We start from the raw sequence: 25492 nt of genomic DNA, 5'->3' as shown, positions 1-25492 counted from the left end.
GGTAAATTTGCCATCGTGTCACCGTAATTTACGTTCATCTGAGACACTATGGTGGGTTGTCTATCAGACGGGGATCGAATTGCCAGATTTGAAGCGGAATATAGCGCGCTCGGGCAAAAGCGTGTGTGACAGGCTCAAGCATGTGGGAGAGAAGCTTTCCGGGCGTGGTATCGCCCTGGTTATGGCTGCTCTGATGTCATTGCCTGCATTGTCCTTGTCTGCTGCTCCGGCGGCAGCCGAGACCCGTAGCCTCAAACTGTATTACATCCATACGAAAGAGAAGGCGGTTATCACCTTCAAGCGTAATGGAAAGTATGATCAGAAGGGTCTGCAGGAGCTTAATCGCTTCCTCCGCGACTGGCGTCGTAACCAGCCAACCAAGATGGATCCGAGACTTTTTGACCTTGTTTGGGAAGTCTATCAGCGCAGTGGCGCGACTGAATATATAAATGTTGTGTCCGCGTTCCGCTCGCCAGAGACCAATGGCATGTTGCGGTCGCGCACCAAGGGTGTTGCAAAGAACAGCCAGCACACGCTTGGCAAGGCCATGGACTTTTATATTCCTGGCGTAAAACTTTCCCGTCTTCGTGAAGTCGCCATGCAGATGCAGATCGGCGGCGTGGGCTTCTATCCAACCTCCGGTTCTCCTTTCGTGCATCTTGATGTCGGCAACGTTCGCGCCTGGCCACGCATGAGCCGTCAGGACCTCGTGCGCATTTTCCCGAAGGGCAATACTATTCACCTGCCTGCCGATGGTAAGCCATTGCCGGGTTATGATCAGGCATTGGCCGACTACAAGCGTCGTGTAAGCTCGTCGTCCGTTCAGGTGGCAAGCACTGCCGGTGCGGGCCCGACATCATCCTCCGGTGGCAAGAAGAGAACCCTGTTGTCTGCGCTGTTTGGCGGAGGTGGCGACGAGGATGAAGATGCAGAAAGCATTGCAGCACCAGCACCTGAAGAGCGTCCTGCTCCTGTGGTGCGGGAGCAGCAACCTGTTGCTGTAGCAAGCGCAGAACCGCCTCCGGGCGTTAATATCGATGCTCCGCTTCCGCTTTCGCGTCCTTCGCTGAACACCCAGCAGGCCAATACCGGTCTGGCAACGGCGCTGTATTCTCCGACGCGTAATGCGGCGCAGGAAGCTTTGCAGGCCGCACTTCCAGCAACGCCAACACCTGCGAACCCACAGTTTGCAGATCTGGGCGACTACAAAATCCCGGTTCCGACCCTGCTCGGACCGCGCGGTATGCGTGGCGATGCTGAAAATGGTGTGATGACAGCTGCTGTTGATCCGCAGGCGTCTGGCGAACCCAATATCATGGCGCCAATTCCATCTCACCGTCCTGCAAGTGTCGAATCGCTGATTGCCGTGGCTGATGCAGATACTGAAGCACAGGCAGACGAGGCCGAGCAGAAAGAAGCTGTTCTTTCGCCAATCGTGGTTGCTGCGCTTGAGCGTAGCGGTCAGAGTGCACGCGATAGCATACAGTCTGCGTCCGCACCGGTTCCAGCCACGCCTGCTGCGAAGGATAATGTTGCTGACTTGATCCACAATCAGAAGCCAGCTCAGCAAAAGCAGCAGGTTGCTTCGATTGCTCCAGCTGCTGCCGTGCAGGCGACCAAGCCAACTGCTGCGCAGTTTGGTGATGCTTTCGATGTGAAGGGCACGGCCGATAATGGTCTGCGCGCTGGATTGCCTGCCAAGGGTGGCCGTCCAAGCAAGCAGGAAGCTGCGATCTCCGAGCAGGCGATGACCGGTGGTGGTCGCTTGACCCAGGACCTGATTTCCGGCTGGGCGCTCAACAAGACCAAGGGTGAGGCTCCTCGTAACGTGAAGGCTCCACGTGTTGTCAGCAACCGTATTCTGAACAACGAGATGACAGCTTCGAACGCCTCTTCCGGTTTCAAGCAGGGTGCCGCAGCAATCGACTCCAGCCGCTTCAGCACACCAACCAGAATGCCGTAACGCATAAAGCCATTCATTAAAAAAGCCCGCTGATCGTGTCAGCGGGCTTTTTTGTTGTATGGTTGATTGGGCTTTTTAAAACAGGCGGCATACTCGATAGATTAGGAGTATGCCGCAACTGTTGTGTTAGACGCCGCTCTGGCCGTCGGAGCCGATGTAGGCGATACGGACCATGTTGGTTGCGCCAGGCGTGCCAAGCGGTACACCTGCGGAGATGATAATACGGTCGCCCGGATTACCGAAGCCTTCCGACACAACGATCCGGCAGGCGCGGTTGACCATGTCATCCAGATTGTCTGCGTCGCCAGTGACCACGCAGTGCAGACCCCAGACAACCGACAGACGGCGCGCCGTCTGAATGACCGGAGACAGGGCGATGATCGGAACCTGTGGACGTTCACGGGCCGCACGCAAGCCGGTCGTGCCTGAGGACGTGTAGGTAACGATAGCCGACAGTTTCAGTGTTTCAGCGATCTGGCGGGCAGCAAGAGAAATCGCGTCGGCACCGGTTGCTTCCGGCTGGGCGCGCTGAGCATAGATGATACCGGAATAATGCGGGTCGAGTTCAACCGTGCTCGCAATCGATGCCATGGTAGAAACCGCTTCAACAGGATAGTCGCCAGAGGCTGATTCTGCCGAAAGCATGATGGCATCGGCGCCTTCGAATACGGCTGTTGCCACGTCGGACACTTCCGCACGAGTCGGAACCGGCGCGGTGATCATCGATTCCAGCATCTGTGTTGCCACAACAACCGGCTTGCCGGCGCGGCGACATGCGCGAATGAGCTGCTTTTGCAGGCCAGGCACAGTTTCTAGCGGCATTTCAACGCCAAGGTCACCACGGGCAACCATCAGAGCGTCAGACAGCTCGATGATTTCTTCGATTCGCTCAATAGCCTGCGGCTTTTCGATCTTCGACATCAGGCCAACGCGACCACGGGCAATCTTGCGAACTTCTGCAAGGTCTTCCGGGCGCTGCACGAAGGACAGGGCAACCCAGTCAATTTCATTGGTCGCCAGAACCGCATCAAGGTCGACACGGTCCTTTTCGGTCAACACGCCAACGCCGAGCAGGGTGTCGGGAAGGCTGATGCCCTTGCGGTCTGAAATCTTGGTGCCAGCGACAACCGTGGCAACGATGCTCTTGCCATCGCACTTTTCAGCGCGCAGGTGCAGCTTGCCGTCATCGATCAGCAGGCGGTCGCCTGGTTTCACGGCTTCGAGGATTTCGGGATGCGGCAGGAAAACGCGGTTCTTGTCGCCCGGCTCCTCGTTGCTATCCAGTGTGAAGGTCTGTCCCGGTACGAGATCAACCTTGGTATCGGCAAATTTGCCAACGCGCAGTTTTGGTCCCTGCAAATCGGCGAGAATGCCAATCGGGCGGCCATTACGGCTTTCGACCGAGCGAATGCGCGCCACGAGCGTACGCATGAGTTCATGGCTTGCATGGCTCATGTTAATGCGGAAGAGGTCTGCGCCAGCAAGGTGCAGCTTTTCGATCATGGCTTCTTCGCCGGAAGCCGGACCAAGTGTTGCAAGAATTTTGACTTTGCGGTTACGCCTCATCAGTGCTGACTTTCCTGTGTGCCGGGCGTATCCGAAAGCTGGACCATCCAGCTTCCTTGGCGCCCCGTATCATATTCCTTGAAACCCATGCGCTGGAAACTGCGAGCGTAGCAATCGTCGATGCCTGCAATCTTGAACTCGTTTTCAGCCACGCACATGTTGACATCGCCAGTCCAGCGACCACCGCGTGCAGCATCTTCCGCATAAAGATAATAATATCGTGATTGCAACTCGCCCTCGATCAACGTGGCGCATGTAGAGGCCGGAACCTGCCACCATCCTTCACTGACCCAACCCGCTTCGGCGCGATATCCGATAGCCACGCCAACGAGGTTCTGTGTGCTGTTGCAAACACGGAAATCTGCTTTTGCAGGCGCTGCGAACAGGAACGGAGCGACCAGAAGGGCGCCAATGGCAGGTGTTGCGGCGCTGAGCCGGGTAGGTACTCGAAGGAGAGAGGAGATGGTTTTGCGCATGGCTTCCCTCCGGTTTCCATAGTTATTCATGATACACTTTCTTGGCGCGACGGGCGGCGAATGTCAACGCAAGTCTAATCGATTATATTCGGTGTGTGTCTGCATTCTGATGGCTGTTGAGAGCTGGCACTCCCGTTTGGCTTGCGCTGTTGGGCCAGCCATGTCATCAAACGCGCTCCCACGAATGCTTTCAAGAAATTGACGATGCAAGACTTCCCCGCATTTGAAATCCTAGATGGTGATTATGACAAAGGCATGGTTCTGATAGCGGACCATGCCATGAACAATGTTCCTCTACAGTATAATCAGCTTGGCTTACCAGAGAGTGCATTTTCACGACATATTGCTTTTGACATTGGTATTGAGGGCTTGACCCGCTCCCTGTCAAAGACGCTGGGTGTGCCTGCGGTCATGAGCCGCTTTTCCCGGCTGCTGATTGATCCCAATCGCGGTGAGGACGATCCGACGCTGATCATGAAAATTTCCGATGGCGCCATCATTCCCGGCAACCATCCGATTTCGGATGAAGAATGGAACCGGCGTATCGAGACCTACCACCGTCCGTACCATAATGCTGTCGACAAGGTTCTCGGTCAGGCAAAACAGGCGACTGGCAAGGCGCCGCTGGTGTTTTCGCTGCATTCCTATACGCCGTTCTGGAAACAGACGCCGCGCCCATGGCATGCTGCGGTGTTGTGGGACACGGATTATCGCGCGGTTCACCCGCTTCTGGACGCGCTGCGTTTGCCCGGCGATATTCTGGTTGGCGACAACGAACCCTATGATGGTGCGCTTAAAGGCGACTGCATGTATCAGCACTGCATGAGCAAGGGTCTTGCACATGCGCTGTTGGAGGTGCGGCAGGATCTGATCGCCGATGATGCAGGAATTACCTCATGGTCTGACAGGCTTGCTCCTATTTTTGCCGCAATGAACAGCGATCCGGCGTTGCACGAATACCAGCTATTCCAATCCCGGACCGGACCTTATGCCTGAAAAGGGGAGTGACGTTTTGACGACACCGGACGACAGACAGCAGATTGAATTTGAAGCGGCTGCTTTCCGCAGGCTCGTTCAGCACCTGCGTGAAAGAAGCGATGTGCAAAACATCGATATGATGAACCTGGCCGGGTTCTGCCGTAACTGCCTTTCCAACTGGTACCGCGATGCGGCAACAGATGCCGGTGTCGAGATCAGCAAGGACGAGGCCAGGGAAATCGTCTACGGCATGCCTTACGAGGACTGGAAGAACCAGCACCAGCATGAGGCGTCAGATGCGCAAAAATCAGCATTTGAAATAAATAAGCCAAAGGAATGAGGGTTCGCGCTGTCGAACAGGCTTGACGCGGGCGTTTCCAGTCGGCAGTTCACAGCGGGAAAAAATTGGTGCCATGTTCTGGACGTCGTTCCATTGACATGTGCCGGATGAAACATGCCCGATCGGGCTCAAGAACAGACAAGATGAAGGAATTCACGATGGATGAGACCAGCACAACAGAAACCGTAGCCGCTGCCGAGCTGCGCCAGTTCATCGAGCGGATCGAGCGCCTTGAAGAAGAAAAAGCGGCTATCCAGGGCGACATCAAGGACGTGATGGGCGAAGCCAAGGGCCGTGGTTACGACACCAAGGCCATCCGCACCATTATCCGCCTTCGCAAGAAGGACGCCAATGAGCGTCTGGAAGAAGAATCCATTCTGCAGACCTACATGGCTGCCCTTGGCATGGAATAAGTGTCCTTCAATGGGCAATAAAAAACTGGCCGTCTCCTGCGAGACGGCCAGTTCTTCTTACACTTCAGCTTCCTGTCGCTCATTGGCGCCGCGGAAGCATATTTTTAATGACGTGTATCTTTTTTGAGTTTTTGCAATTCATCCTTCAGGCGAAGTTTGCGTCGCTTTAGTTCCGAAATCTCATGGTCATTCGATGACGGGGAAGCAAGAATACTTTCGAGCTCGTCCTCAAGAGCTCCGTGTTTCTTTTCGAGCGATGCGATATGAGCCTGTATGGTCATGCTGCACGTCCTTCCTTCTTTTGTGACCTACTTCCAGCACTCCACTGCTGGAGTTTCAGGTTTACGAAACTAATGTGACACGGATTGTTAGGATTGTCGAAGGCGAAATCAGGGCAACATCTGGGCAATTTGGTCGCAATGGATAACTTCCCGTTACCGGCATTTGGTGGTAGAGGCAGGTCAGCGAATGTCAGAACACCGGCAAAGCCGGGATCATAGAGTGGGGATGCAGAAATGCCCGATCAGTCACAGGCAGATATCAGATTGGCATTGGCGCGATTGCGGCAGGAACATGAAGATTACGACGTCGCCATCAATGCGATGATCCAGACCAATTGCGATGCCTTGCGTGTTCAGCGGATGAAGAAGAAAAAACTGGTGGTTAAGGATCAGATGAGCCAGATCGAAGACCAGATCATTCCCGACATTATTGCCTGACAGGGAGCCGGTAAGCATGACGACAGAAACGCCGCCAGTCGCAATCATCATGGGTAGCCAGTCGGATTGGGAGACCATGAAAAACGCTGCCGACACACTGGATGCCCTGGATATTGAATATGAGGCGCGTATTATCTCTGCGCATCGCACGCCTGAACGGCTGTTCAATTTTGCAACAGGCGCACGTGATGAAGGCTTCAAGATAATTATTGCAGGTGCCGGTGGTGCTGCACATTTGCCGGGCATGGCCGCTGCAATGACCTCTTTGCCGGTTTTTGGCGTTCCGGTTCAGTCCAAAACCATGTCCGGACAGGACAGTCTTTATTCGATCGTTCAGATGCCCGCTGGCATTCCTGTCGGCACACTGGCCATCGGCAAGGCCGGCGCAGTCAACGCCGCGCTGCTGGCGGCTGCGGTTCTGGCGCTGTCTGACGAAGATCTTGCAGACCGGCTGGATGCATGGCGTGCCCGCCAGACCGCCTCGGTTGCTGAGTACCCGATGGATAATCCTCAATGAATATTTTGACCATCGGCATTATTGGCGGTGGCCAGCTTGGCCGTATGCTGGCCATGGCTGCTGCCCGTCTGAACTTCAAAACCATTGTTCTTGAACCGCAGGCCGATTGTCCGGCGGCGCAGGTTTGCAACCGCCAGATCGTGGCGGCGTATGATAACGCCGCAGCGCTGGCGGAACTCGCTTCGCTTTGCGATATCGTCACCTATGAATTTGAAAACGTGCCGGTTGGTGCCGCTGAAGAGCTGGCGCGGACGGTTGCGGTTTATCCGCCTCCGAAGGCACTCAGCGTTTCGCAGGATCGTCTGGTCGAAAAAACATTCATCAATGGCTGTGGAATCAGAACCGCTGATTTCCGCGCTGTTGATAGCCAGTCTGATCTGGAGAAGGCGCTTTCCGAATTTTCCGGCAAGGGCGTGTTGAAGACCCGCCGGTTTGGTTATGATGGCAAGGGACAGAAGCTGTTCCGTGGCGAAAGTGCTGACGGCGCGTTTGACGCGTTGGGTGGTGGTGCTCTGATTCTCGAAAGCCTTGTAAATTTCGAGCGTGAGATTTCCGTCATTGCGGCTCGTTTCCAGGATGGTTCGGTGGTTTGTTACGACCCTGCCGAAAATGTCCATCTGAACGGCATCTTGCACACCTCGACCGTACCGGCCTCCATTTCCGAATCGACTGCCAGTCAAGCGGTTGATGCTGCGGGCAAAATTCTTGACGCTCTGGACTATGTCGGAATTATCGGCATCGAGTTCTTTGTGTTGCCCGACGGCTCGCTCGTAGCCAATGAGATTGCGCCACGTGTCCACAATACCGGCCACTGGACGGAAGCTGCCTGTGCAGTTTCGCAATTTGAGCAGCATATTCGCGCCATAAGCGCGCTGCCTGCTGCTGATTCCCGACGTCATTCCGACTGCGTTATGACCAATCTGATTGGTGATGATGTGGATGCCGTGCCGCAATGGCTCGGCAAAAGTGATTGCGTCTTGCACCTTTATGGCAAGTCGGAAGCCCGTGCAGGCCGCAAAATGGGGCATGTTACGGAACTGAAAGGTGCTGTAAAACAACGCTCCTGAACTGGAAACACGGCTTTGCGTGTTGACAGGGCGGGGGCGACAGGGTATTTGCCTGCCAACCGAAAAGAGCGCGCCTCATTGCGCGTTTTTGATTGTTAGATACCACGCGAGACAGAATGTCTTGCAGAACTGCGGACCAGTAAAATGAAGATCAAGAATTCGCTTAAAGCGCTTAAGGCCCGTCACCGCGATAACCGCCTGGTTCGCCGCAAGGGCCGCGTATACATCATCAACAAGCAGAACCCACGCTTCAAGGCTCGTCAGGGCTGATTGCTGCGAGGTTGATCCGTCCTTGTCAAACAGGCCGGTTCACATTGTTGATACTGCATAAATTATGATTTGATATTCGGCGCGACGGGATTACCATATCCCAATGCGCCGATTTCATTTTTACAGCCTATTTGTCCTTCCTGCGGTTTTTGTAACCGCGATTGGTTCTGTTGCCTTTGCGCAGGACGTTGCTCCCGCAACTGTCGCGCCACAGCAGGACAGTGTTTCCCAGACAGTCGATTCGCTTTTTGATGGTTTGAAAAAAGAGCGTAATGCCGACAAGGGCAAAAGCATTGCTATGCAGATCGTGGGGGAGTGGGCTGATTCTGAAAGCCCAACAGTCAATCTTCTCACGCAGTGGGCCGCTGAAGCGGTTGAAGACAAGCGCAAATCTGCCGCCTATGATTTTCTCGATCAGGCCATTCTGCTTGAGCCTGAATATTTTGAGGCGATTTTTGCGCGGGCGCAGCTGCATCTGGCCGATGGTGACACCAAAAAGGCGATGGCGGATATCAACCGGGTGCTGAATGATGAGCCACGGCATTTTCTGGCTCTGGCCAGCATGGCGGAGATTCTCGAGGCATCAGGCCGTGATGAGTTGGCGATAAAGGCTTGGGAACGATATCTGGATATCTATCCGTCCAATCGCGAAGCGCAAAAAGAACTTCAGGACCTCTCGGAAAAGTTGGCTGGCCAGCGCAGCTGAGGGCTCAGCCTCCTGCAGGCTGTTGTTAAACCGGCAGGCTATCCCACAGAAGCTTTAAGGCGGCGCAGAGCGCCATGCCATACATCAGCGGATAAAATACCTGTGGTTTGAGGTATTTGACGACCCTTGCGCCAGCAAGCGTTGCGATCAGTGCAACAGGTAGTAGGCTGGCTGAGGCAGTGAGATTGGTGCTGTCCAGTCCGCCAAGTGCAAAATACGGGATCAGTTTGACTGCATTCATGATCGCGAAGAACCGCACACTCATGCCAGTATAGATCTTGGGGTCGAGTTTCAGGGGCAGCACATAGATCTGGAATGGCGGGCCGCCAGCATGGGCCACAAAGCTGGCATATCCCGACAGGGTTGAGAAAATGGAAGCCAGAATACGGTTTTGCGGTTTGGGTGGTGTGGTTTGTCCCGGCTTGGATTTCCAGCTGTCATAGAAATACCGCAGCACAAACAGAATGGTTATGATGGCAATCAGCAGGCGCAAGGCATCCGGCGGGATGATGGCGGCGGTTGCCCAACCAATTGCGATGCCAACCATGGCGCCCGGTAGCAGAAGACGAAGTGTCTGGCGATCGTTGAAGTGCCGCCACGACCATAGTGCCACCATATCCATGACGATCAAAATAGGGAGAAAGACCGCTGCGGCCTGTACCGGTGGCATGACAAGTGCCATAAGCGGCACGCCCATCAAGGCCAAGGCGCCACCCAATCCACCCTTCGATAATCCAACCAAAGCGACGGCTGGAATCGCTGCGGCGAAGAAATACATATCAAGCATGATGAAAAGGGTGGGTTGATCCTGATTTCTGTCCGGTTTATCGGATTTAGGAAATAAAAACGAGTGCGGATTTTAAACGGCTGCACGTTTCCGGAATGGATGACCTTATGAGTGTACATGACGACCGCTGCCGCCTCGTTCTGATCCTGAACGACAATACTGATGCCGAAGTGCAAAAAACCGCGCTGACAGAAGCCCTGCGCGGTGGTGACGTGGCCTCGGTCATCGTGCCGCAATATGCGCAGCCTGAGGGCGCGTTTCAGAAATTTGCCGAAATATTGGTGCCGGTCATTCAGGGCGCTGGTGCTGCGGCGCTGATCGCCGGTGACACCCGTATTGCTGGCCGTGCCAAGGCGGATGGTTTGCATATCAACGGGCCGGTGGCAGATGTCGCTGAAGCTGTGGAGAAATTCACGCCGAAGATGATTGTCGGCGGTGGCAACGCCGACGACCGCCACAAGGCGCTGGAAATTGGTGAGCCAGGCCCGGACTATATTTTCTTTGGCAAATTTGATGGTGATATCAAGCCGGAAGCCCATCCTAAAAATCTGGCGCTTGCAGAATGGTGGGCATCCATGATTGAAATTCCATGCATGGTCATGGGCGGCACCGATACGGCGTCTGCGGCTGCTGTTGCAGAAACTGGCGCAGAGTTTGTGGCAATGGGCCGGGCGGTTTTTGAGCACGCCGCAGGACCTGCGCAGGCGGTTGCTGAAATCAATGCCCTGCTTGACGAAAAAGCGCCACGGTTTGAAGATTGATAGGGGTATGTATCGAAAGTTTTCATATCGGTTTCTGACCGGCATAGTTGCATCGACCCTGCTTATAGCCAGCGGTGGCGAGGCGTTTTCCCAATCCGCGCCGGATGCGGTTTCGCGTCCGCTGGAAAAGGACGCCGATGTCATCCGCAAGGGCAGGGTGGATGCGCCGGAAGGTGATGGCATCCAGCCATCGCAGGGCGTAACGCTTTTTGACCGTATGGGGGCTGATCTGCCGCCACTGCCGCCCGAGAAAGAATTCAAGGGCATTATTGACGAAGCTTACGGCGCTTTCCAGCGCGGTGAATATGTAACGGCGCTGGACAAGGCGCTGACCCGCGCACAGGCTGGTGATGCTGCGGCACAAACACTGGTCGCTGAAATGATGTCACGGGGGCTTGGCATCGCCAGTGACCCGAAGACGGCAGCCTTCTGGTATGGTCAGGCGGCCAATGGTGGCGACCCTGCAGCGATGTTCCAGTATGCGCTGTTGTTGATGCAAGGCAAAAACGTTACCCGTGACAAGGCGAAAGCCGACGAGTTCATGAGAAAGGCGGCGGATGCTGGCAATGCATCGGCGCAGTTCAATTGGGCGCAGATTCTTGTTTCGGAAAACCCTGGCGCAAAAGGTCTGTCGGAGGCTTTGCCTTATTATGAAAAATCCGCTGAGCAGGGTGTTGCCGATGCGCAATATGCCGTCGCCCAGATTTACGTCTCGGTCAGCGACATAGGCCCGGAAAAGAGGGCGCAAGCGCGTGACTGGATGCTGCGTGCGGCAAAGGCCGGCTTTGATACCGCACAACTTGATATGGGTGTGTGGCTGGTAAACGGCGTTGGTGGTCCGCGTGACTACAATGAGGGTTATAATTGGATGCAGCGTGCCGCCTTGAAAGGTAATGTCGCCGCCCAGAACAAGCTGTCGCACCTTTATATTCAGGCACTTGGCACACGGCCAGACCCGGTTGAAGCGGCGAAGTGGTATGTGCTGTCACGGCGTGCCGGAATGAAGGATCTGGCGCTTGAGGACTTTTATCTTGGCCTCACCGATGAGCAGCAGAAACAGGCAATTGATGCGGCAAACAAGTTCCGGCGCAGCTGAACTATTGCCCTTTCTTGCCTTTACCCTTGAATTTCCGGTCATTTTGTGGTCTTGAACCCCAAATCTTTCAATCAGCATTCATAACCGTCTGCTCCGGCCCTTGTATGTGGCTAGGTTCGGCTCGGCTTTCAGGGAAATTGTAATGGCCCGTTCTGCCCTTCTTAATGTCATGGTTCAGGCCGCTCTCAAGGCGGGTAAATCGCTATCGCGCGATTTCGGTGAAGTGCAGAACCTTCAGGTCTCTGTCAAAGGCCCAGGCGATTTCGTATCGCAGGCCGATCTCAAGGCCGAAAAAATCGTTCGTGACGAACTGTTGAAGGCACGCCCCACCTATGACTTTCTGGGTGAAGAAGGCGGCGAAGAAAAAGGTACTGATGGCGCGCACCGCTGGATCGTTGATCCGCTGGATGGCACCACCAACTTCCTGCATGGTATCCCGCAGTTTGCAGTATCGATTGCGCTGGAGCGTAATGGCGAGATTGTTGCCGGTGTGATCTTCAATCCGGCAACCGACGAGCTGTTCACCGCAGAGCGTGGCGGTGGTGCATTTCTCAATGACCGTCGTATTCGCGTTGCTGCCCGCAAGACCTTGCCGGATTGCGTCATTGCCTGCGGCGTGCCGCATCTGGGCCGTGGCAACCATGGCAAGTTCCTGGTCGAACTGCGTCACGTCATGGGTGAAGTTTCGGGTATTCGCCGTATGGGCGCTGCAGCGCTTGACCTGGCCTATGTTGCAGCCGGTCGCGTTGACGGCTTCTGGGAGGCCAACCTTTCGCCATGGGATATTGCAGCCGGTATCGTGCTGATTCGTGAAGCTGGTGGTTTTGTCAGCGACATGAAGGGCACACAGGACATGTTCACCTCATCCACCGTGGTGGCTGGTAACGAATATATCCACAAGGCACTTGTCGAGGTCGTGAACCGTCCGGTTCCCGCGAAGTAAGCCCTTAAAGGGTCTGATTATTGCAAGATGCCCACCAATGGCCTTAGTGCTGCTGGCGGGCATTTTCGTTTGGCTGCCTTATTCCGCTCAGACGGCTTGAGCATTTGCCGCTTTCCACTTCAATTCGTCGCATTTTTCCACTAGCTTCGCCAACACTGTAGCCGAAGGGAATGGGTATTATGGCGAATACTGAAATGCTCGATATGGGGGTCGAGAGGCCGGTTAAGCACGGCCTTGAGTATCGGCTATCCAGCCCCACGCCGTTTCTTTGGACGATGTTCATTTTCCTCATCATCGTTGGTTTCCTGGCTGCCATTCTCTACCGGCAGGCACATCAGGCGTTCATGACCAATCCGGGTCTTAACGGCTTCATCCTTGGCGTGCTGCTGATCGGTATCATTCTGGTGTTTACGCAGATTTTGAGCCTGCGGCCGGAAGTCCGCTGGTTCAACGCCTTTCAGGCGACGGGCAGCGTCGACAAGGCCGGTCGCATTCCGAAGCTTTTGGCGCCTATGCATGCGCTGATCGGGCGCAGGGGCGACATCACACTGTCGCCCGTCATCCAGCAGTCCATTCTCGATTCGATTGCTACCCGTCTGGATGAAACACGTGATACATCGCGTTATCTGATCGGCCTTCTGGTGTTTCTGGGCCTGCTTGGCACATTCTGGGGTCTGATTGGCACGATTGGATCGATTAGCAACGTCATTCAGTCGCTAGACCCGAATGCCGGCGATGCCAATGACGTTCTGTCGTCGCTGAAATCAGGTTTGACAGCGCCGCTATCCGGCATGGGCACGGCGTTCTCGTCATCGCTTCTTGGTCTGTCTGGCTCGCTCATTCTCGGTTTCCTCGACCTGCAGGCCGGCAGGGCACAAAACCGCTTTTACACTGATCTTGAAAATTGGCTTTCGACGGTAACGGATACCGGTTCCGAAGCACTGTCGTCGCCTGCTCAGATAAAAAAAGAGCTGCTGCAGATTGCGCAGTATCTTTCGAAATCATCGCAGGGCGATAATGCCTCCGGCGAACGCTCGCTGGCTGCGCTGTCCAATCTGGCGGAAGGTGTGCAGGGCCTGGTCAAGACCATGCGGAGCGAACAGCAAATGCTGCGCGACTGGATGGAAGCACAACAGGATGAGGCCAAGGCGCTGCGGCGAACGCTGGATCGGCTGACCGCACGCGTCAACGCTGATCTCAATGCCTCTGCAGCGGCTGACAGGCCTAGTGACGGCGGGAGCAAATAAATATGGCTCTTGCTCGCAACCGTCGCCGTGAGCGGGGCGTGGACTATTGGCCTGGCTTTGTGGATGCCTTGTCCACACTGTTGTTGGCCATCATGTTCCTGCTTACCGTTTTCGTGCTGGCACAATTTGTGCTATCGCGCGAAATCACTGGCCGGGATGAAGTTCTTACTCGTCTCAACAACCAGATATCTGAGCTGACCGAACTTCTGGCCCTTGAACAGGGCAACAAGCAGGACATCGAAGACACGCTGGCCAATCTGCAGTCCACCCTTGCTGTTTCCGAGCAGGAGAGAACCCGGTTGCAGGCCTTGCTGGATGCCGGTACGGGCAGCAGTTCTGCTGCTAACTCCCGGATCGGCGCGCTGACAGGTGAATTGGATGCGGAGAAGCAGGTCAGTGCGCGGGCGGCGAGCCAGATCGAACTTCTCAACCAGCAAATCGCAGCGCTGAGAGCACAGATTGCGTCTGTTGAGACAGCGCTTCAGGCGTCGGAGGCCAAGGACGCGTCTTCACAGGTGCGGATTGCTGATCTTGGACGGCGCCTCAATGTGGCGCTGGCGCAGCGCGTACAGGAGCTTAATCGCTATCGCTCCGACTTTTTTGGACGCTTGCGTGAAATTCTGTCCGATCGCGAGAATATCCGCATTGTCGGCGACCGTTTTGTGTTCCAGTCGGAAGTGCTGTTTCCTTCCGGGGGCAATGATCTCAATCCGGCAGGACAGGCTGAAATGGAAAAGCTGGCCATGGCGCTGATTGATCTCGCAAAGGAAATTCCAGCCGAGATCAATTGGGTTCTGCGCGTCGATGGTCACACAGACAATGTGCCGCTGGCTGGCACTGGCCGGTTTGCAGATAACTGGGAGCTTTCTTCTGCCCGCGCGACCTCGGTGGTCAAATTCCTGATTTCAAAGGGTGTACCAGCCAACCGTCTGGTTGCGGCAGGCTTCGGTGAATATCAGCCGATTGCCGAAGGCGATACTCCGGAAGTACGTTCGCAAAACCGGCGCATCGAACTGAAACTCACAGAGAGATAAAATAAGAGTGTGGCAGAGGATTACTCTGCCACCTCGATATGGGTCACTTCGCTGGTCTGGAATTGCAGACGCGCCAGCTTGGCATAAAGTCCGCCGTGATTGATCAGGCTCTGGTGGGTGCCCTCTTCAACCAGCTTGCCGTCCTCTAATACCAGAATACGATCTGCTTTCAGCACGGTGGAAAGTCGATGCGCGATGACGATTGTCGTGCGCTGCTGCATCAAACCGTCCAAGGCTTTCTGCACGAGTGTTTCGCTTTCCGCATCCAGCGCCGAGGTAGCCTCGTCGAGCAGCAAAATCGGGGCGTTGCGCAGGATGGCGCGGGCAATCGCAATACGCTGTCTTTGGCCGCCTGAGAGGGTAATGCCACGCTCGCCAAGCTGCGTGTCATACCCGTTTTCCAGCTTGCTGATGAAATTGTCGGCCTGTGCGGCCACGGCTGCTGCACGCACCTGTTCACGGGTTGCAGTTGGCAGACCAAAAGCAATGTTGTCGTGGATGGAGGTGGTGAAGATAGTCACGTCCTGCGGCACGATGGCAATACGGGAGCGAAGATCCTGTGGTGAGGTCGTGCGAATATCTGTCCCGTCAATCACGATGCGGCCGAATGCTGGATCGTAGAAACGCAGGAGCAGCGAGAAGATGGTGCTTTTACCGGCGCCTGACGGACCGACGATGGCAACCGTTTCACCCGGTGCAACGTGGAAAGACAGGTCACGCAGGATTTCCTTGGTGCCATATCCGAAGCTGACATTTTCAAATGCGGCTTCACCTCGTGCCGGCGTTGGCATCACGCTTGCCGTCTGCGGCGCACGCACGGCGGGAACTTCCTGCATCAGTTCGGACAGGCGCTCTGCGGCACCACCGGCTTGCGACAGTTCACCCCAGACCTCGGACAATTGGCCAAGCGCACTGGCGGCAATGACAGAATAAAGTACGAATTGGCCAAGGGTACCGGCAGACATGGTGCCGTTCAGCACGCTGTGAGCACCGTACCAGAGAATGGCGACAACACTGCCAAATACCATGGCAATGGCAAAACCGGTCAGGCCCGAACGGGCGCTGATCGAAGAGCGTGCGTCACGATAGGCGCTTTCGACGGCAGCGCCGTATTTTGAAGTTGCGACCGATTCGGCATTAAAGGCCTGAATGGTGCGGGCAGCACCAATGGTTTCCGTTGCGAACGCGGAGGAGGCGGCCAGTGTGTCCTGCGTGGCGCGCGAGCGTTTGCGAACAGAGCGGCCAAAGGCAATCAGCGGGAACACGATCAGTGGTATGGCACAAAGCGCCAGACCCGACAGGCCAGGGCTGGTGTAAACCATCATTGCCACGCCACCCAAACAGAGCAGGGTGTTGCGTAGTGCCTGCGAAGCTGCCGAACCGAACGCGGATTTGATCAGCGTGGTGTCGGCAGTCAGGCGCGAGGTCAGTTCACCGGAATGGTTGATATCAAAAAACGCCGGCGAAAGTGTCGTGAGATGATTGAAAACGTCCTTGCGGACATCCGCGACAACCCGCTCACCAATGGCGGAGACGTAATAATAGCGCATGGCGCTGGCGACAGCGAGAACAATGGCAAGACCGAACAGCATGCCAAAATAGTTGTTGATCATGGCGCCATCGGCATTTTCGAAACCGTGGTCCATGATGCGACGGACGGCAAGTGGCAGGGCCAATGTGGTCAGCGCTGAAAGAACAAGTGCGAACAGGGCTGCTGCGACCATGCCGCGGTAACGCTTCATGTAAGGCAGCAGGCTGGCAAGCGGTTTCAGACCCTTGCGCCGTGCCGATTTCTGTTCCTGCGTCGCTTCCACGTAACCACTCCTGCTACCTGTTTTGCCTCACAACCGCCGTCTGTGTTTGCTTTTTGCAAACAGGTCGTTTTTTGGCACTTTCATCACTTAGCGATAGATCGCCAGGCACTTGTTATCTGGACGACCTTCATGTATAGGCACGGCATCGAATTGGGAAGCCGTGGAATAAATGTGCTGCGGTTCCATTTATTGAATTGGCTCCGTTGACGCAATTGCGGCAAATGGACCGCAGTCACACAGCAGGAAGATTGTCATGAAGGCTGAAATCCATCCCGACTATCACGTGATCAAAGTGGTCATGACTGATGGCACCGAATACGAAACACGTTCCACTTGGGGCAGCGAAGGCGCGGTCATGAACCTCGAAATCGACCCTAAGTCCCATCCGGCATGGACCGGTGGTAACCAGCAGCTCGTTGACCGTGCTGGCCGCGTTTCCAAGTTCAACAAGCGTTTTGGCGGCCTCGGTCTCTAATCCGTTTGGATTTGAATACAAAAAGCCCTCGAACATCGTTCGGGGGCTTTTTGTTTGTCCTGTAATAGGGGGTGCATGAGACGCTATGTCTCAGGTGTTGGTATTGCCTCTGATGGCAAAAACAAAAAAAGCAGGCTACGAGCCTGCTTTTTTCATGACATGTGATGTGAAGCGGATCAGTTGTTCACGAAGGCCGTACGCAGCAGGTTAAGCTGGGCTTGAACGCTGTTTTCATTGTCCGGCACCTTCGCGGCTTCTGCAGGACGATAGATTTCGCGATCGAGCAGGGCGACGCGATTCTGGAGGCGCAGGGAACGTTCCACGAGATCGCGGAATGATTCTGGCAGGTCATTCCAGCCTGGTGCGTTACGATCAACGTTAAAGCTGTCGAGGCGAACCTTGCTCTTTTCGTTCAGAACCTGGTCACGGCTCATTTCACCATTGTTGACGGCGCGTTGCAGAAGAAGCCAAGACGCCATCTGCATGAGACGGGTTGTCAGGCGCATCGATTCTGCTGCGTAGAGCACGGAGGCCATGCGCGGCAGCACCTTGGACGCTGCGCGTCCGGCGCCGTCGAGATAGGACGCTGTTTCCTCAACCAGCGTCATGCCCTCGGCATAAAGAGTCTTGAACTGGTTGGATGCTGCGGCATGCCCCGCAAAGCTGATAGTATTCAAAACCTGTTCTGACATTTCTTAATATCCCTGCTCACGCATCACTTTTGTCAGGTAATAGAATCCGTAAATCTTAATACGGTTCCCTTTTTTCTGCTTTTGAGGATGATACCAATAACTCAAATGCGCAAGTTGATTATTAAAGAAGGGTTAATACCCACAGTTTTGATGGCCAAAGCGGACCATAAAAAAAGAGCCGCAAAAGCGGCTCTCAAGGTAAAACAGGGAGAAAAATCAGACCAATTCGCCAGTTGGAGAAGCTGCCTGAAATCCAGAAGCTCTGGATAGGTATAGTTATCTCTCAAAAAGGTTTATAAAGTCTTAATGGTAAACGAATGACTGATCCAAAAATCAACGTTTACGGATTTTTTTCTATATTCATGAACGGAAGAAGTTCTCGGCGGCGAGCCGTCCTGCTGACTTTTTCTTCTTCTCTTCTTCCAGACGTTCAATCTCTTCCTGAAGTAACTTTACACGGTAGCTGAGTTCATCCACCGAGAGCAGCGTGAGGTCACAGCCGATTTCATGGGCTGCAAGCCGCTTGGGGCGATCGTCATCCGATATACTCATATTCCGGCTCCTTTATCGACGTCGTCATCGTTAGATTGGGCGGCGCGTGGGTCAAGTACGGCACTTTCCGGTGTTGCCAACGCAGAGGTAACGGCTGGCATGGTCGAAAAGTTGTCCTTCTCCTCGGTGGTCAGCGCTGCACGTTTCTTACTTCTGAACATCGCATAGGCGGTGATGAGAAGGTGAGAAACGGCTGTGACCAGAAACAGTTCGTAGGGTCCGACTGCGGTCATGATCGGGCCGCCAATCGTTGGTCCGATAATCGTGCCGATGCCGAAAAGCAGCAGCAGGCCGCCAGAAACTTTGACGAAATCTTCAGGCGACGCGTAATCGTTGGCGTGGGCAACGGCGATTGGGTAAAGCGCGTTTGCGGCTGCGCCATAGATGGCGATCATGCTGATCAGGACATAGACGTTGGATGGCTGGAACAGCGCCACGGCAAGGCCTGCAAAGGCCGCGAGGGCTGAAAGACCGGCCAGGACATACCGACGGTCAATTCTGTCAGAGAGGCGTCCTGCCGGAAACTGGGCAATGGCACCGGCAAAGATCGTGACGCTGACCATGACAGCGATCATGGTTGGTTCCAATCCCGCACGGGAGGCAAAGACAGCGCCCAGTGTACCGTAGGCACCATTGGCGATGCCGATCATCAATATGCCAACGCATGAGACCGGTGAGTTTTTATAGAGGGCAGGCAGATCCAACCGCACAGTTTGCAACGGTTTGGGGCTTTCTGCTTTGGACAAGGTCGCGGGCAAAATGGCGATGCAGTAGACAATGCCGCAAATCATGAACAGCGAGGTGTTGCTGATGTCGCCAATTGGCACCAGCAACTGGCCACCCACTACACCCATCAAGGTGATGGCGATATACAGCGAAAAGATCGTGCCACGGCTTTCATTGGTGGCGCGTTCATTCAGCCAGCTTTCGATGATCATCGAGGTGCCAGCGGTGCAGAAACCGGTAATGGCGCGCAGAACAATCCACCAGACGTCGTCAATGATCAGGCCGGTGGTCAGAACCGTAAGGCATATCAGCGCAAGAAATGTATCAAAGGCCCGAACGTGGCCCACTCTGCGGACAATATTTGGCGCAATGAAACAGCCAATCACAAAACCTGCAGCCCAGGATGTGCCGAGAAAGCCAAGGATTTCGTTGGAATAACCTTCTTCTGCGCCGCGAAGGGGCAGGATAAGACCTTGAAGACCATTGCCTAAAAACAAAAACAGAGTGCTGGATAAAAGTGCGAATACGGGTAGAAGATTTCTGCTCATAGCAACACTCTCATTTTTTCCGCTCGTCGTTATCGCGTTTGTCTTTGATGAAGGGTAGGTGAAAGGGATACTGCACTTTCCCTGCTGCACGTCAAAGATGTCCACCCTGTGACGGGACATGGATAAAGACAAAAGGTTTATGCGATGACAAAAGCGATAGGTCTTTTTTTGCTTTTGGCAATGTTGGTGCAGATCATCAGACCGCTTGGATATCCGGGCCTGAAAAAGCGTAGCGACTGTTGGAAGATTGCTGTCGCAGCCTTCGTTATCTGGTCAATTGTTTTGTTGATTAGGCCGTAACGGGCCGCTCTCCTGCCCATTGAAGGCAGGAAAGCGAATTGCAAAATTGCAATCTTCGTTATGGACCAGCCATCGCGTCGGACTTTTCCGATTGTCGATTAAAGCTTACGCCCGAGGTGGTTTTCGACCTGTTTCTTTTCCCAGTCCGCATTCAGGAAGGGAATAAGTTCAAAGGTCTTGAGGGCATGGGACGCAAGCGCAATACCCCAGCCGAGAGCCGGCCAGATCACCCAGAAATATCCGGGGTTGGTAAGCAGATTGATCACGGTCAATACGCACAGAACGACGACATATTGAATGAGGTGCAGATAGAATTTCTTGATGCGGCGAACCTTGGCAAAGGCAATCGCTTCCTAAGCCTCGGTGTGACTTGCGACATAATTCGGCATTTCGGCTTCCTTCTGATCTGTCAGTTGGGACAAATCGACTTCGAAGACTGCTGCCAGAGTATTCATGGTTTCGAGGCTGGCGGGTTGGCCGCGCTCCAACCGTTGAATGGTTCGTGTGCTTAACCCGCTTATGGTTGCCAATTGTTCCTGTGACCATCCGCGCTGAAGCCTGAGTTTCTGTATCAGCATACTGTCTCTCCAAGTTCGACGGCGGATTGATGTGCAATTTCGCGGGCCAACACCACGTCAGACACACGACTGTCGTGTTGCTGTCGGGTGGGTGGGAGCGAGGGTGCAGCACCCGGGTTAACGTCTTTCCGTCCATATTGCCATTTCCAGCCTCAAGGGTTCTGCATGGCAACAAAAAAGCCGCCCGGAGGGCGGCTTTGATGGTTTTGGAAACATGCCTTTATCAGGCAGCCTTTTCCAGTTCCTTTTTCCAGCTGCCGGTGGCGGCAAGGCTGTTCATTTCTGCACGGTGCGTGAAAGCGCGCTGGCCAGCAGCAACGTTTTCCGACTTGCCGGCCCAGGTCTTGAGCGCGGTGTCCTGCAGGGCACGACCATAAGAGTAGGTCAGTCCCCAAGGCAGGTCGTAACCGGAGTTCATGGCCGACAGGTGCGCGGTTGCTTCTTCCGACGACTGGCCGCCGGAGAGGAAAGCAATACCAGGCACCAGAGCCGGTACGGTTGCCTTGAGAACCTTAACGGTCTTCTCCGCAACTTCTTCAACACCTGCCTTGCGCGCTTTCTTGCCGTCGATGACCATGTTTGGCTTGAGGATCATGCCTTCGAGATTGACGCGGGCGTCAAACAGGTCTGCAAACACGGTCTGCAGAACCCACTGGGTTACTTCAGCGCAACGATCGATGTCGTGAGTGCCAGGTTCACCGTCCATCAGCACTTCCGGCTCGACGATGGGAACGATGTCGGCCTGCTGGCAGAGAGCTGCATAACGGGCGAGCGACTGGGAGTTAGCCTTGATCGAACCCCAGCTCGGACGCGCTTCACCAATAGTGATAACGCCGCGCCACTTGGCGAAACGTGCACCAGCTTCGTGATATTTGCGCAGGCGCTCATACAGGTTGTCGAGGCCTTCGGTGATGAATTCGTGTGGGTGGTAAGCCATTGGCTTGGCACCGATATCAACCTTGATACCTGGAATGCTGCCAGCAGCTTTGATGAGGTCTACGAAAGGCGTGCCATCGGCAGCTTTCTGGTAGAGGGTTTCTTCGTAAAGGATGACGCCGGAGATGTACTTCTTCATGGCATCATCGGAACGGAACAGCATCTCGCGGTAGTCGCGACGGCTGGTTTCCGTGGATTCCAGATTGATGGTGTCAAATCTCTTTTTGATTGTGGATGTGGATTCGTCGGCAGCCAGGATACCCTTGCCGTCGGCAACCATTTTAATTGCGATGTCTTCAAGGCGTTCGGTCATTGCTATTCTCCCAAGGCACAATGTTTTCGCGATAACAGATGTTTACGACGAGGAAAATGGCATGCTAACTCATTGAAACGATTGAAATCATTTCAATCGTTTGAAAGTTGTTGGCCCATTGTACACCCAAAAAGAAAAAGCCGGACAAAAGATTTTGCCCGGCTGCAAAAGTATCAAATGATAGGTTGATCTCAGGCCTTGCTGAGCACCGCAACGCCGGGAAGAACCTTGCCTTCCATCCATTCGAGGAACGCGCCACCGGCTGTCGACACATAGGTGAAGTCGTCTGCAGCGCCAGCGTGGTTAAGGGCAGCTACGGTGTCGCCACCGCCAGCAACTGACACCAGCTTGCCGGACTTGGTGCATTCAGCAGCATGTTTGGCGGCCGCAACCGTTGCCGTGTCGAATGGAGCGATTTCAAATGCGCCAAGCGGGCCATTCCAGACCAGTGTTTCAGCGCGGGAAATCCATGCCTTGATGCTTTCGACGGATTTCGGACCAACGTCCAGAACCATCGCGTCTTCAGGAATTGCGTTGATGTCGACAGTTTCGTTGGCAGCATTGGCCTTAAACTCGCGCGCAACTACGCCATCTTCCGGCAGAACGATTGCGCAGCCAGAGCTTGCTGCTTCAATCATGATCTGCTTGGCAGTCGCGGCCAGGTCATGCTCGCAAAGAGACTTGCCGACATTGGTGCCGCGAGCTGCAATGAAGGTGTTGGCCATGCCACCACCGATCACCAGCGCGTCTACCTTTTTGACAAGGTTCATCAGCAGGTCGATCTTGCTGGAAACCTTGGCGCCGCCAACGATGGCAACAACCGGACGCGATGGCTTGCCGAGACCCTTTTCCAGTGCTTCAAGCTCGGCCTGCATGGTGCGGCCGGCATAGGATGGCAGGTGGTGAGCGAGGCCTTCTGTCGAAGCGTGCGCACGGTGTGCCGCCGAAAACGCGTCGTTGACGTAGATGTCGCCGTTTTTGGCAAGCGCCTCAACAAATGCCGGCTCGTTCTTTTCTTCGCCCTTGTGGAAGCGGGTATTTTCCAGAAGCAGGATGTCGCCGTTTGCCAGCTTGCCAACGGCTTCGGCAGCGGCATCGCCAATGCAATCGGCACCAAATTGAACAGGCTTGCCAAGAACGTCCTGCACGGCCGGCACGATGAGGCTCAGCGACATGTCGGCGACCGGCTCACCCTTCGGACGACCGAAATGCGCAAGCAGAATAACTTTGGCGCCTTTGTTCGACAGCTCGAGAATGGTCGGTGCAACGCGCTCAATGCGGGTAGCATCCGTTACTTTGCCGTCAGCAACCGGTACGTTGAGATCGACGCGTACAAGAACGCGTTTTCCCGAAATGTCGTTCAGATCGTCAAGGGTCTTAAAGGCGGGCATGTGTCGGTCCTGATCTATGCGTTGTGGAAAAATATTGCCGGACCATACTATGACTGCTTTTGGACGCAAGCGGTTCAAGTGTCATTTTTGATACTGCGGCCAAACATCCTAGGAACCTTTCACCTCACGACTGGCAAAGTGGGTTTGGACGCGGTGGATGATTTCACGAAGATTGATGAAAACCGGCAGATGTGTAGCCGGTTCTACCGGCTCAAGCGACAATCCAACACTCGATATTGCGTTGTTTTCATCGAGATTGCGAACGATCAGGACGATTGAGCCCAGACGAATACGGTCGGCATATTCCGCCTTGCCGCCAAGGCGGCTTTCAATCAGTTCGACAATGGTCATCGAATGCTCAGAGGTTGCCAACAGATCCGGCCCATAGGACGTGTCGAGGTCGCGGGCCAAGCCGGTGGGCGAAATCGAGAATGTTCCGAAAAAGTCGGCGTCATCTGGAGCAACCGGAATGCGGCTGGCAAACAGTCTGTCGAGCAGTCGGGAGTAGCCAGGGGCAACGAACAGATAGATCTGGTCATTTTCCCGTAGCCGACCTGCATATTGGTAACGGATGGATTTGCCATCGCGAATGACCAGCGACGGCATTGCCCAGCGTGGAATGCGCTCTCCGTGCAGCACAGGGCTTTCTTTGGTCACACGGTATGAAATCAGTTCATGATTGGCTGTACCAGGCAAATCGACCTCCAGCTTATCGACCTCGCCCATGCGTGGCGGCACGATCAGTCCGAGACGCATGGCGACGGGTTTGATGGTCCAACCCTGCAACATCAGAGACACAAGCACGATGATGAAGGCGGCATTGAAGAATATCTGGCCGTTTTCCAGCCCGCCGAGGATCGGCATGATGGCAAGCAGGATGGAAACCGCACCACGCAGGCCGACCCAAGCGATGAAGGAGGTTTCCTGCTGCGTATAATTGAACGGCATCAGGCTCAGCCACACGGCCAGCGGGCGGGCAATGAAGATCAGGAACAAGGCCAGGAGTATGGCTGGTACGATGATGGCGGGAAATTGCGATGGCGTGGCGAGAAGTCCGAGCATCAGGAACATGATGATCTGTGAAAGCCAGGTCATGCCTTCGTGGAAGCGTCGGATAGCATGTTTGGCGAAAATCTTGCGATTGCCGGCCACGATGCCGGCGACATAGACGGCAAGGAAACCGCTGCCTCCAATCGTGCCGGTGAATGAAAACACCAGCATCGCCAGCGCCAGTACAAAGATCGGTGCCAACCCGCGATCCACTGCAAAACGATTGACGACGGCAACGATCATGTAACCGCCGGCAAGACCGACCAGCACACCGAGGCCCATTTCTTCGATGAACAGCAGGAGGATGCTACTATCGAGACCCGACATGCCGCGACCGCTGGAAATAACCTCAACCAGCATAAGCGTCAGGAAGATCGCCATGGGATCGTTTGTGCCGGATTCGACTTCCAGTGTAGAGCGGACCTGATCGCGAATATGAATGCCGCCAATGCGCAGCAGGAAAAACACCGCTGCGGCATCCGTGGAAGCAACGATGGCGCCGAGTAAAAGCCCTTCAATCCATGAGAGCCCCAGCAGCAGTGAGGCCGCCCCGGCGAAAAAGATTGCCGTCAGCACCACGCCGACGGAGGCAAGGGTTATGGCGGGGGCTGCCGATAGCTTGAACGATTGCAGGTTGGTTCCGAAACCTGAGTCGAACAGAATGACGGCAAGCGCGACAGACCCGAGCATGTAGGCGAGCGGGTTGTTTTCGAAGTGAATGCCGAGCCCATCTGATCCTGCGAGAAGACCGATCAGCAGGAAGAGAAACAGCAAGGGTGCGCCGAAGCGGAAAGCAATGAGACTGGAAAACGCAGCGACAAGAACAAGAACGGTTGCTGCCAAAAGAAGAATATAAAATGATTCCAATGCCCTAATCCTTCAGCAGTGCTGTGTCATCAGGCATGCCGTGCACGTCAGCAGTCAATGCGCCACGGGTTGGACGGCCTTCTGACAGCAGGGTTTACTGGTCAAGGCAGGGCAAGGCGGGGTGTATCGATTGATACGGGCAGGGCATGAAGCACATGATGCGCAACCAATCCCTGCTTTCTTTTTTCCGCAGCAAAGTGGACCACAGCAAGGCAGGAAGACGGAAAGTTAGTGTCCATTTCGCAAAAATTTTGCAATGCAATAAATTTATGTTTGCAGGGCTGTCGAAGCGTGAGTGTCGACGTGTTGATGTCGGAAAAAGAAAAACCCGGCAGAATGGCTTCTACCGGGTTCTCATCATCAGAGT

At 54.8% G+C, this 25492-nt stretch carries 28 protein-coding genes; 15 read left to right on the top strand and 13 right to left on the bottom strand.

From position 1 onward, the window contains the following. Positions 1-181: 181 nt before the first annotated feature. Positions 182-1963 carry a DUF882 domain-containing protein gene (locus PYL13_RS15410; RefSeq protein WP_275642049.1) on the top strand — a complete coding sequence of 594 codons (1782 nt, stop codon included), beginning with the start codon at positions 182-184 and terminating at the stop codon, positions 1961-1963. Between the two features lie 126 nt (positions 1964-2089). On the opposite strand, the gene pyk is transcribed toward PYL13_RS15410, so the two are convergent. Both pyk and PYL13_RS15400 read right to left on the bottom strand, forming a co-directional pair. Further along, entirely contained in the window at positions 2090-3529 is a 1440-nt protein-coding gene (gene pyk, locus PYL13_RS15405; protein WP_275641900.1) for a pyruvate kinase, read from the bottom strand. After that, positions 3529-4005, bottom strand: a complete 477-nt coding sequence (locus PYL13_RS15400) for a DUF1036 domain-containing protein (RefSeq protein WP_275641899.1) — start codon at positions 4003-4005, stop codon at positions 3529-3531. The genes pyk and PYL13_RS15400 overlap by 1 nt, the downstream gene beginning before the upstream one ends. Positions 4006-4209: 204 nt before the next feature. Between PYL13_RS15400 and PYL13_RS15395 the strand changes: the two genes are divergently transcribed. The 3 genes from PYL13_RS15395 to PYL13_RS15385 all read left to right on the top strand — a co-directional run bounded on the left by PYL13_RS15395 (position 4210) and on the right by PYL13_RS15385 (position 5736). Continuing rightward, positions 4210-5001, top strand: a complete 792-nt coding sequence (locus tag PYL13_RS15395; RefSeq protein ID WP_275641898.1) for an N-formylglutamate amidohydrolase — start codon at positions 4210-4212, stop codon at positions 4999-5001. Between the two features lie 16 nt (positions 5002-5017). Continuing rightward, positions 5018-5323: a DUF1244 domain-containing protein gene (locus PYL13_RS15390; RefSeq protein ID WP_259143000.1), complete on the top strand. Its 306-nt coding sequence runs from the start codon at positions 5018-5020 to the stop codon at positions 5321-5323. A gap of 158 nt (positions 5324-5481) precedes the next feature. Beyond that, positions 5482-5736 carry a DUF2312 domain-containing protein gene (locus PYL13_RS15385; RefSeq protein WP_192488109.1) on the top strand — a complete coding sequence of 85 codons (255 nt, stop codon included), beginning with the start codon at positions 5482-5484 and terminating at the stop codon, positions 5734-5736. A 104-nt stretch (positions 5737-5840) separates the two neighbouring features. On the opposite strand, the gene PYL13_RS15380 is transcribed toward PYL13_RS15385, so the two are convergent. Continuing rightward, positions 5841-6017 (bottom strand): YdcH family protein, encoded by a 177-nt coding sequence (locus PYL13_RS15380; protein ID WP_192488110.1) that lies wholly within the window; start codon positions 6015-6017, stop codon positions 5841-5843. Positions 6018-6251: 234 nt separating this feature from the next. Here PYL13_RS15380 and PYL13_RS15375 point away from each other — a divergent pair, with 234 nt between their 5' ends. From PYL13_RS15375 to PYL13_RS15355, 5 genes are all read left to right on the top strand, one after another. Next, a complete protein-coding gene (locus PYL13_RS15375; RefSeq protein ID WP_192488111.1) occupies positions 6252-6455 on the top strand; it encodes a YdcH family protein in 204 nt (67 codons plus the stop codon). 16 nt (positions 6456-6471) lie between these two features. Beyond that, a complete protein-coding gene (purE, locus tag PYL13_RS15370) occupies positions 6472-6972 on the top strand; it encodes a 5-(carboxyamino)imidazole ribonucleotide mutase (RefSeq protein WP_250982207.1) in 501 nt (166 codons plus the stop codon). Next, positions 6969-8039, top strand: coding sequence for a 5-(carboxyamino)imidazole ribonucleotide synthase (locus PYL13_RS15365; protein WP_275641897.1), 1071 nt, complete (start codon positions 6969-6971; stop codon positions 8037-8039). Before purE ends, PYL13_RS15365 begins: the two co-directional genes overlap by 4 nt. A 144-nt stretch (positions 8040-8183) precedes the next feature. Beyond that, on the top strand, positions 8184-8309 hold the full coding sequence (gene ykgO, locus PYL13_RS15360; protein WP_003497670.1) for a type B 50S ribosomal protein L36: 126 nt from the start codon (positions 8184-8186) through the stop codon (positions 8307-8309). A 103-nt stretch (positions 8310-8412) separates the two neighbouring features. Continuing rightward, on the top strand, positions 8413-9015 hold the full coding sequence (locus PYL13_RS15355) for a tetratricopeptide repeat protein (protein ID WP_275641896.1): 603 nt from the start codon (positions 8413-8415) through the stop codon (positions 9013-9015). Between the two features lie 25 nt (positions 9016-9040). Here the strand turns inward: PYL13_RS15355 and PYL13_RS15350 are convergent, their stop codons facing one another. Further along, complete coding sequence (locus PYL13_RS15350) at positions 9041-9802, bottom strand: sulfite exporter TauE/SafE family protein (protein WP_441296647.1); 762 nt, start codon at positions 9800-9802, stop codon at positions 9041-9043. Positions 9803-9909: 107 nt separating this feature from the next. On the opposite strand from PYL13_RS15350, the gene PYL13_RS15345 reads away from it, so the two are divergent. The 5 genes from PYL13_RS15345 (at position 9910) to PYL13_RS15325 (ending at position 14883) form a co-directional block, all read left to right on the top strand. Then, positions 9910-10563 carry a thiamine phosphate synthase gene (locus tag PYL13_RS15345; RefSeq protein WP_275641895.1) on the top strand — a complete coding sequence of 218 codons (654 nt, stop codon included), beginning with the start codon at positions 9910-9912 and terminating at the stop codon, positions 10561-10563. A gap of 7 nt (positions 10564-10570) precedes the next feature. Further along, a complete protein-coding gene (locus PYL13_RS15340) occupies positions 10571-11659 on the top strand; it encodes a tetratricopeptide repeat protein (RefSeq protein ID WP_275641894.1) in 1089 nt (362 codons plus the stop codon). 142 nt (positions 11660-11801) lie between these two features. Next, the gene (locus PYL13_RS15335) at positions 11802-12602 is read left to right on the top strand and encodes an inositol monophosphatase family protein (RefSeq protein WP_192488117.1); all 801 of its coding nucleotides are present in this window, start codon (positions 11802-11804) and stop codon (positions 12600-12602) included. Between the two features lie 179 nt (positions 12603-12781). Continuing rightward, positions 12782-13849 carry a flagellar motor protein MotA gene (locus PYL13_RS15330; protein WP_275641893.1) on the top strand — a complete coding sequence of 356 codons (1068 nt, stop codon included), beginning with the start codon at positions 12782-12784 and terminating at the stop codon, positions 13847-13849. A gap of 2 nt (positions 13850-13851) precedes the next feature. After that, positions 13852-14883, top strand: a complete 1032-nt coding sequence (locus PYL13_RS15325; RefSeq protein ID WP_259143078.1) for a peptidoglycan -binding protein — start codon at positions 13852-13854, stop codon at positions 14881-14883. A 20-nt stretch (positions 14884-14903) separates the two neighbouring features. On the opposite strand, the gene PYL13_RS15320 is transcribed toward PYL13_RS15325, so the two are convergent. Further along, positions 14904-16697, bottom strand: a complete 1794-nt coding sequence (locus tag PYL13_RS15320; protein ID WP_275641892.1) for an ABC transporter transmembrane domain-containing protein — start codon at positions 16695-16697, stop codon at positions 14904-14906. A gap of 253 nt (positions 16698-16950) precedes the next feature. Between PYL13_RS15320 and rpmE the strand changes: the two genes are divergently transcribed. Then, positions 16951-17172 carry a 50S ribosomal protein L31 gene (gene rpmE, locus PYL13_RS15315; RefSeq protein WP_192488120.1) on the top strand — a complete coding sequence of 74 codons (222 nt, stop codon included), beginning with the start codon at positions 16951-16953 and terminating at the stop codon, positions 17170-17172. 176 nt (positions 17173-17348) lie between these two features. On the opposite strand, the gene rcdA is transcribed toward rpmE, so the two are convergent. The 8 genes from rcdA to PYL13_RS15275 all read right to left on the bottom strand — a co-directional run bounded on the left by rcdA (position 17349) and on the right by PYL13_RS15275 (position 25125). Further along, a complete protein-coding gene (rcdA, locus tag PYL13_RS15310; protein ID WP_250982200.1) occupies positions 17349-17864 on the bottom strand; it encodes a protease adaptor protein RcdA in 516 nt (171 codons plus the stop codon). Between the two features lie 360 nt (positions 17865-18224). Next, a complete protein-coding gene (locus tag PYL13_RS15305; protein WP_250982199.1) occupies positions 18225-18416 on the bottom strand; it encodes a DUF1192 domain-containing protein in 192 nt (63 codons plus the stop codon). Then, a complete protein-coding gene (locus tag PYL13_RS15300) occupies positions 18413-19690 on the bottom strand; it encodes an MFS transporter (RefSeq protein WP_250982198.1) in 1278 nt (425 codons plus the stop codon). Before PYL13_RS15300 ends, PYL13_RS15305 begins: the two co-directional genes overlap by 4 nt. A gap of 398 nt (positions 19691-20088) precedes the next feature. Further along, a complete protein-coding gene (locus PYL13_RS15295) occupies positions 20089-20337 on the bottom strand; it encodes a 2TM domain-containing protein (RefSeq protein WP_275642047.1) in 249 nt (82 codons plus the stop codon). 6 nt (positions 20338-20343) lie between these two features. After that, on the bottom strand, positions 20344-20568 hold the full coding sequence (locus PYL13_RS15290) for a helix-turn-helix domain-containing protein (protein WP_275641891.1): 225 nt from the start codon (positions 20566-20568) through the stop codon (positions 20344-20346). Positions 20569-20791: 223 nt separating this feature from the next. Continuing rightward, a complete protein-coding gene (locus tag PYL13_RS15285; RefSeq protein WP_192488125.1) occupies positions 20792-21817 on the bottom strand; it encodes a class I fructose-bisphosphate aldolase in 1026 nt (341 codons plus the stop codon). Positions 21818-22008: 191 nt separating this feature from the next. After that, a complete protein-coding gene (locus PYL13_RS15280) occupies positions 22009-23208 on the bottom strand; it encodes a phosphoglycerate kinase (protein WP_275641890.1) in 1200 nt (399 codons plus the stop codon). A gap of 108 nt (positions 23209-23316) precedes the next feature. Next, the gene (locus tag PYL13_RS15275) at positions 23317-25125 is read right to left on the bottom strand and encodes a potassium/proton antiporter (protein WP_275641889.1); all 1809 of its coding nucleotides are present in this window, start codon (positions 25123-25125) and stop codon (positions 23317-23319) included. Between the last annotated feature and the right edge of the window lie 367 nt (positions 25126-25492).

The sequence above is a fragment of the Agrobacterium sp. Azo12 genome (genome assembly GCF_029193765.2).
In the GTDB taxonomy this organism is placed as follows: Bacteria; Pseudomonadota; Alphaproteobacteria; order Rhizobiales; family Rhizobiaceae; genus Agrobacterium.
The sequence above is the reverse complement of the archived record's forward strand: the minus strand, read 5'-3'. Positions and strand labels throughout refer to the sequence as shown.